Below are 5,158 nucleotides of genomic sequence, written 5' to 3'. Positions count from 1 at the left end.
CGAATAGGCACGGGGGGCACCAAAAAGCCCAATTCCTGAGACAGCTTTTTACGCACCCCTTTAATCCGACTCAGTAGTTCGCCACCCTGGGCTTTATCTACTAACGGAATTAACCGGTAGCCCACTTCCAAACCAATGGTGTCAACGTGTTGTACGTCATCCCAGCCCAGTTCTTTTACTTCAACCGGCGCGGCATCCTGGTCATTGGTAACAACCGGTTTAGCTGGTTCAAGGGCGCGTTTTTTCTCCTGATACGTCTGATAATACGCATAGCCTCCAGCAAGTGCTGAAAAGCTCAGAAAGGCCAAATGCGGCATACCTGGCACAATGCCCATGACAAACAAGATCACTGCAGCAATATACAGCGCTTGTTTGTTACCCAGCTGGTCTTTGATCTCTGAGCCCATTTCCTGGGTTTCGTTTTCACGCGTCACGATAATGGCGGTGGCTACCGACAGCAACAGCGAGGGAATTTGCGCGACCAGACCATCACCAATGGTCAGGATGGTATACACTTCGAGCGCGTTGCCGAAACTCAAATCGTGCTGGATCATGCCAATGAACAACCCGCCCACGATGTTGATTAACATAATGAACAAACCGGCGATTGCATCGCCTTTTACGAACTTTGACGCACCGTCCATTGAACCGTAGAAATCCGCTTCAGCGGTAATATCTTCGCGGCGACGACGGGCTTCGTCCTGGTCGATGTAGCCTGCGTTTAAGTCTGCATCAATTGCCATTTGCTTACCTGGCATAGCATCAAGGGTAAAGCGCGCGTTCACTTCAGAAATACGACCCGCACCTGCGGTAACGACTTTAAAGTTGATGATTAGCAAAATCGCAAAAACAACCACACCGACGGCATAATTGCCGCCTATCACGACCTCACCAAAGGCCTCGATCACCTTACCCGCCGAATCGCCGCCTTCGTGGCCATACAACAACACAACACGTGTCGAAGCCACGTTTAATGCCAGACGTAATACGGTTGCGATTAACAGAACAAGGGGGAAAATACCAAAATCTACCGGGCGCTGGGTAAATACCGCCACCAAAATAATCACGAGGGATAAAGCAATATTGAAACTAAACAGCACATCCAGTAGCAGTGGCGGCATGGGCAGAATGACCATGCCCATAATGGCCAACAACACTAACGGTACACCCAATCCCTGAGTCAGCTGTTGCAACTGCGCTTTATCAAAGCGTTGTAGATAATCAGATAGCACCATAAGTTAAATTCTTACCAACAGATTTTTGACGCAATAACGTTTCTTTCTGTAGGTATATCAATCTACGTGCCAGCTTTTACTGCTGTGGTGCTAACTGATTATTAATCCATCACAAAAACACAACAGCCCGCATAAGCAGGCTGTTTATTGTCAATTTAGTAGCGCATATCCGGTGGGATTGGCAGATTATTTGAAACCGGCTTGGGACGTTTACCCTTACCCGCTTTAAAGGCTTTTAACTGGAACACATAGGCCAGTACCTGCGCGACAGCCATGAATAGCTTGTGCGGAATCTCTTCATCAACTTCTGTGGTGTAGTAAATTGCCCGGGTTAGCATAGGCGTTGCGACCAGAGGCACGTCATGGGCTGTTGCAATCTTACGAATATGCATCGCCAGTTCGTCGCCCCCTTTGGCAACGACTACGGGTGCCCGGTTGCCATTCTGGTCGTATTTCAGTGCCACTGAGTAGTGAGTCGGGTTTGTCACAACCACATCGGCCTTCGGCACTTCCTGCATCATTCGGCGCGCGGCGGCCTGATATTGCAAACGACGAATACGACCTTTAACCTGAGGGTCACCTTCGGCGTTTTTCCGCTCGTCTTTGACCTCCTGCTTGGTCATCTTCATTTCTTCTTTGTGCTTATGCGCCTGGTATGGCACATCAATCAAGGCAATGGGGATCATACCCAGAGTCAGAAAGAAAAACGCCCATTCAATCATGTCCAGCGCGTGGAACACATTCAGCGGGAAAATCTCCTGGTCTAGGTGCAGCGCCTCATCCTGGAAAAAGGACAGCGACACCAATGCCATACCGCCAATCACGAAGAATTTAGCGATGGCCTTCAGCAATTCAACCAGGCCATTCATACCAAACATGCGTTTAAAGCCCTGAATCGGGCTCATTTTGTTCCAGCGTGGCTGGGCTGAATACCAGGTAAAATTAAACCCACCCAATGCAATCGAGCCATAAATGCCCGCTATCATGGCGACAATCATGTAGCCAATAACGGGAATACTGACAGCTGAAAGCGCTTCTCCCCAGGCCGAGAACATATGAGTAGGGTCGTAGGTTTCATCACGCGACAAGGTAAATACCCGCTGCATGATTGCAAACAGGGCCTCGGCAATGTAGCCACCAATGAGCAGAAACATAACGCCACTCACAATCAAAACCAATGTGGTAGATAATTCCCTCGAACGCGCCAATTGGCCTTTTTTTCTGGCGTCTTCGAGGCGTTTGGACGTGGCGTCTTCTGTTTTTTCGTGTGTATCAGCCATGCTGGCCTACCCCCGTTTAGGTCGGACACACTGCCAGCAGTTCACACATAAACTGCAAGGCACGCTGCCATTGGTTTTCGAAGTGGCTGGTAAAATTGTCCAGCGTGAGCCAGATAATGATCAGGCCCATTATTTGCGCAATCGAAAAACCGATACTGAAAATATTTAACTGTGGTGCCGCTTTGGTCATCACACCAAAGGCCAGGTTAACAATAAGCAATGAAATAATCGGCGCTAACGCCAGGGTCAAAGACGCGACAAACATCCACCCTGCCCAATGGGCGATATCGCGAAGTTGCTCGGGTGCAAACCAGCTTTCACCAATGGGGAAAGCGTCAAAGCTCATGACCATCATCTGTATCATCGACAGATGACCATCGAGTTGCCAGAACAACAAGGTGGCTAAAATAAGATAGAACTGACCGACCGCGGGCACGTTAATCCCATTCACGGGGTCGACAATGCTGGCAAAACCCAAACCGGTTTGCATGGCAATAACCTGACCGGCCAGCACGAACGTATTCAGCACCATCATGGAAATAAAGCCAATGGCAATGCCAATGAGCAATTGCTGAATACCCAGTAAAAACACACCTACATCAACCAGGTTATTGACCGGCGACGGCGGTACTACCGGCATGATCACTAGCGACAAAAAAATGGCTAGTAACGCGCGAACAGGCGTGGGAATCGATTTAGCACTAATGCCAATCATGGCGGCAAACATGCCGCTTATACGCATAAAGGGCAGCATTAAATCAGCCAGAAACTGATTAATGGCAACCAGTGAAACATCCATTTAGCCAATCACCTGTGGTATTTGCTCGACCATGTGGAAAGTAAAGTCCATCAGCTTTTGCACCAGCCAGTTTCCGCCCCAACTCAACGCCAGCAACGTCACTAACAAACGAGGCAAAAAACTCATGGTTTGTTCGTTGATAGACGTTGCCGCCTGAAATACGGCAACAATAAGACCAACGATCAGGCTGGGAACAATCACTGCAGATACCAGCAGAATAACCATGAACATGGATTCACGCAGGATTTCAACAAACACTTCTGGTGACATGACGCTCTCCTACACACCCATACCAAAACTGGTCGCCAGCGTGCCGAATATCAGGTTCCAACCGTCCACCAGCACAAACAACATAAGTTTAAACGGCAATGACACAATCATGGGTGACAGCATCATCATACCCATGGCCATTAGAATGGAAGCAACGACCAAATCGATGATCAGAAAGGGAATAAACAACATGAAGCCAATCTGAAACGCGGTTTTTAGTTCACTGGTAACAAACGCAGGGATAAGAATATTCAATGGCACATCAGCTGGATCCTGATATTTGTCTTCGTCTCCGGCAATCGATACGAACGTTTCTAAATCCTTCACCCGGGTTTGCGACAACATGAAAGCCCGCATTGGCCCTTTTGCTTGCTCAATGGCTTCCATTGAGGTCATTTCTTCTTCCAGATACGGTTGCAATGCCCGTTCATTAATCTCGTCAAATACGGGAGCCATGATGAACATCGACAAAAACAAACTGACCCCAATCAGGATCTGGTTCGACGGAGACTGCTGTAAACCAATCGCCTGACGCAGAATAGACAACACCACAATAATTCGGGTGAATGACGTCATCATCATAATAAACGCAGGCAGCAAGCTCAGCGCTGTCATAATAAACAGCGCTTGCAGCGTCATGGTGTAATCCTGACTACCGTCGTTGTTGGTGGTTACTGTGACTGCTGGAATCCCCTGCTGAGCCAATACTGGCCCAGCCAGCAAGTAAATTGGCAGGGCTACCCCCAACCATTTCATGAGTTTACTTGTCATCGCCACTCTCCTTCAGCGATGGATTCATTTTTTGCGCCATCGCCTGCACCAGTTTTTGTTTGAACATCGCGCCGCCCTGATTGTCTTGCTGCGTAACAATCGGGGTGTCTAATTTGCTCAGGTGATTAATGTTCTGTGCGGTAACGCCTATCAGATGTTGCTCTTCGCCAACCTGAATGACCATCACCCGTTCTCTGGCCCCTGCAGAAAGGCTCGCAACGACTTTTAAGTGCTGGCTGTTACCGGGAGTGACATTAAACCGACGCATGACATACGCCAGCGAAAAAATGATGCCGACAATCAGCAAAAGTGATAGAAAAATTGACAGTACCGAGGTCGGGTTAGTGATACTGGCAGCGGCGTTTGCCGCAGGTGAAAGGAGGATTGCCAGCGGGGTAAAGAAATACCCCACTGATTTTAATAGGTTTTTACCTGAGCTTTTTAATTCTTTCGATTTGACTAATAACATCCGTTAACCGAATACCAAATTTATCGTTGACCACTACTACTTCTCCATGAGCAATCAACGTGCCATTTACAAGCACGTCCAGTGGTTCACCGGCAACCCGGTCCAACTCAACCACGGAACCCTGGTTAAGTTGCAGTAAGTTTCGGATGCTGATCTGGCTGCGGCCCACTTCCATAGAAATGGTCACGGGAATATCCAGAATCGTATCTAGTTTTTTCTTTTCTTCCTGAGTAATGGGTGCATCGTCAGAGAGTTCGTCCAGTTCTGCGACTTTTACATCATCATCGGCACCGCCATCGTCAGCCTCTGCTTCAGCCTGTTCAGCCATGGCTGC

7 protein-coding genes are annotated in these 5,158 nt (G+C 48.5%); all 7 read right to left on the bottom strand.

What is annotated here, in order from left to right:
* Window positions 1-1,235: FHIPEP family type III secretion protein (locus AC4MRN_RS19405; protein ID WP_491204236.1), on the bottom strand; the 1,235-nt coding region annotated here is incomplete at its 3' end.
* A 155-nt stretch (window positions 1,236-1,390) separates the two neighbouring features.
* Entirely contained in the window at window positions 1,391-2,515 is a 1,125-nt protein-coding gene (gene flhB / locus AC4MRN_RS19400) for a flagellar biosynthesis protein FlhB (protein WP_491204235.1), read from the bottom strand.
* Between the two features lie 16 nt (window positions 2,516-2,531).
* Window positions 2,532-3,314 (bottom strand): flagellar biosynthetic protein FliR, encoded by a 783-nt coding sequence (fliR, locus tag AC4MRN_RS19395; protein WP_155015443.1) that lies wholly within the window; start codon window positions 3,312-3,314, stop codon window positions 2,532-2,534.
* Window positions 3,315-3,584 (bottom strand): flagellar biosynthesis protein FliQ, encoded by a 270-nt coding sequence (gene fliQ, locus AC4MRN_RS19390; RefSeq protein ID WP_140956082.1) that lies wholly within the window; start codon window positions 3,582-3,584, stop codon window positions 3,315-3,317.
* Window positions 3,585-3,593: 9 nt separating this feature from the next.
* Window positions 3,594-4,355 carry a flagellar type III secretion system pore protein FliP gene (gene fliP, locus AC4MRN_RS19385; protein ID WP_491204234.1) on the bottom strand — a complete coding sequence of 254 codons (762 nt, stop codon included), beginning with the start codon at window positions 4,353-4,355 and terminating at the stop codon, window positions 3,594-3,596.
* A complete protein-coding gene (gene fliO / locus AC4MRN_RS19380) occupies window positions 4,345-4,824 on the bottom strand; it encodes a flagellar biosynthetic protein FliO (protein WP_370241380.1) in 480 nt (159 codons plus the stop codon). Before fliO ends, fliP begins: the two co-directional genes overlap by 11 nt.
* Window positions 4,784-5,158 (bottom strand): flagellar motor switch protein FliN (fliN, locus tag AC4MRN_RS19375; protein ID WP_491204233.1); only part of this gene is annotated, 375 nt, incomplete at its 5' end. The genes fliO and fliN, both read right to left, overlap by 41 nt.

The sequence above is a fragment of the Marisediminitalea sp. genome (assembly GCF_984433645.1).
The sequence above is the reverse complement of the archived record's forward strand: the minus strand, read 5'-3'. Positions and strand labels throughout refer to the sequence as shown.

What these genes read in the sequence shown, in the direction of transcription:
- fliP (WP_491204234.1), bottom strand. Translation starts at nt 4,355, where the DNA reads ATGACAAGTAAACTCATGAAATGGTTGGGGGTAGCCCTGCCAATTTAC.
- flhB (WP_491204235.1), bottom strand. Translation starts at nt 2,515, where the DNA reads ATGGCTGATACACACGAAAAAACAGAAGACGCCACGTCCAAACGCCTC.
- fliO (WP_370241380.1), bottom strand. Translation starts at nt 4,824, where the DNA reads ATGTTATTAGTCAAATCGAAAGAATTAAAAAGCTCAGGTAAAAACCTA.
- fliR (WP_155015443.1), bottom strand. Translation starts at nt 3,314, where the DNA reads ATGGATGTTTCACTGGTTGCCATTAATCAGTTTCTGGCTGATTTAATG.
- fliQ (WP_140956082.1), bottom strand. Translation starts at nt 3,584, where the DNA reads ATGTCACCAGAAGTGTTTGTTGAAATCCTGCGTGAATCCATGTTCATG.